Source organism: Planktothrix sp. FACHB-1355, assembly GCF_014748295.1.
GTDB classification, from domain to species: Bacteria; Cyanobacteriota; Cyanobacteriia; order Cyanobacteriales; family Aerosakkonemataceae; genus Aerosakkonema; species Aerosakkonema funiforme_A.
Window position 1 is genome coordinate 1 of record NZ_JACJUP010001268.1, and the last position, 1,898, is coordinate 1,898.

1 protein-coding gene is annotated in these 1,898 nt (G+C 49.8%); it reads left to right on the top strand.

From position 1 onward, the window contains the following. Positions 1-1,878, top strand: a 1,878-nt coding sequence (locus H6S82_RS31495; RefSeq protein ID WP_191057360.1) for a TIGR03936 family radical SAM-associated protein, incomplete at its 5' end; no start/stop codon positions are given. Positions 1,879-1,898: the final 20 nt, after the last annotated feature.

Consider the following 1,898-nt stretch of genomic DNA (forward strand, 5'->3'; position numbering starts at 1 on the left):
ACTCGCGGTTGTCGATTCTGCCAACCGGGAATGCTGACCCGACCGGCACGAGATGTGGAACCGGAACAAGTCATAGAAGCGATCGAACAGGGTATTCGAGAAACCGGACATAACGAATTTTCCCTCTTATCCCTCAGCTGTTCTGACTATCTGGCACTACCCGCAGTCGGGATCGAAATTAAAAACCGTCTCAAAGACGAAAATATTTCTCTCTCCCTTCCCAGTCAGCGCGTCGATCGGTTTGACGAGAATATTGCCAACATTATCGGCGGTACGCGGCAGAGCGGCTTAACTTTTGCCCCCGAAGCCGGCACTCAGCGGATGCGCGACATCATCAACAAAGGTTTGACGAACGAAGAACTGCTGCGCGGTGTCAAAACAGCTCACGAACAAGGCTGGGATAAGGTAAAGCTATACTTTATGATCGGCTTGCCAGGAGAAACCGATGTCGATGTGTTGGGTATTGCGGAAACCGTCCGTTGGTTACAGCAGCAATGCAGAGTAAAAGGTAGAAAACCGCTCAACTTTACCCTGACCATTTCTAACTTTACACCCAAACCGCACACACCTTTTCAGTGGCATTCCGTCTCTACAGCCGAGTTTGAACGCAAACAAGCACTGCTGCGGGAGGAATTTCGGCGGATGAGAGGAGTGAAGGCAAACTTCACCGATGTTCGCATTTCGGCAATGGAAGATTTTGTCGGACGAGGAGATCGCAGATTGGCATCTGTATTGCGTCGCGCCTGGGAATTGGGTGCGGGAATGGATTCTTGGTTTGATAGCATAGAGCGAGCTTATGCAGCTTGGGGACAAGCAATCGCCGAATCCGACCTCACCTGGAAATATCGCCTGGTAGAAAAGGGGGAGTGGGTAATCGGAACAGGGGAACATTCTTCCCCATTGGGAATTGCCGATCTCGATAAACCTCTACCTTGGGATATCATCGATACCGGAATTGATAAAAATTGGCTCAAAGCCGACCTGCAAAAAGCTTTAGAAGCGGCGACAGTACCGGATTGCTCGTTTGAAGGCTGCTCTCACTGCGGTGTCTGTGGAGTCGATTTCGGTCATAATACGATCGTACCGCCGAGCGCCATACCTCAATTTGCAGGGCATTTCGCCCCCAAACAAGAGCGAGTGCAGCGACTGCGCGTTTGGTTTGGCAAGCTGGGCGATATGGCATTAGTCAGCCATCTAGATTTGGCCCGCTTGTTCGATCGCGCCGTGCGGCGGGCGTCAATACCGATCGCTTACACAAATGGTTTTCATGCCAGTCCCCGCATTTCCATTGCCAATGCTCTGCCCTTGGGAGCTACCAGTAGCGGAGATATAGTAGACTTTGAGTTGACTCGGCAGATGGATGTGGCAACTTTCCAAGCAAAGTTAGTCAGCCAAATGCCCAGTAACATTCCTATCTATCGGGTTGAAGAAGTCGATCTGAAAACTCCTTCCGCTACACAATTATTGGCAGCGGCAGAGTATTCAATCACCTTGACAAGTTATGCTGAGGTCACCTCAGCCCAATGGCAGAACTGGATTGAAGCAATTAAGCATCGCGATGCGATTTGGTGGGAACAAACAACCAAGTCAGGCAACAAACATACCGTAAATCTGCGCGAGCGACTGTTTGAATTAGAAATTCAGGAAGAAAGTCGCGATCTCAACGGTAGGTCAGATCCAGTTTCACCCGATCGCACCCACCCATCTCAAGTACTTCGTTATGTTGGTATGAGCCGTAATGACGGCAACCTGTTGCGACCCGAACATATCATTTATATGCTCGAACAAGTGTGCGAGCTGGAATTGCAACTGCTTCACACTCACCGATTGAGGCTAATTTTAGAGCCTTATAGCACCAATCACCCGACTGTAGTATGAGAGCGTCAACAAAAATGTGA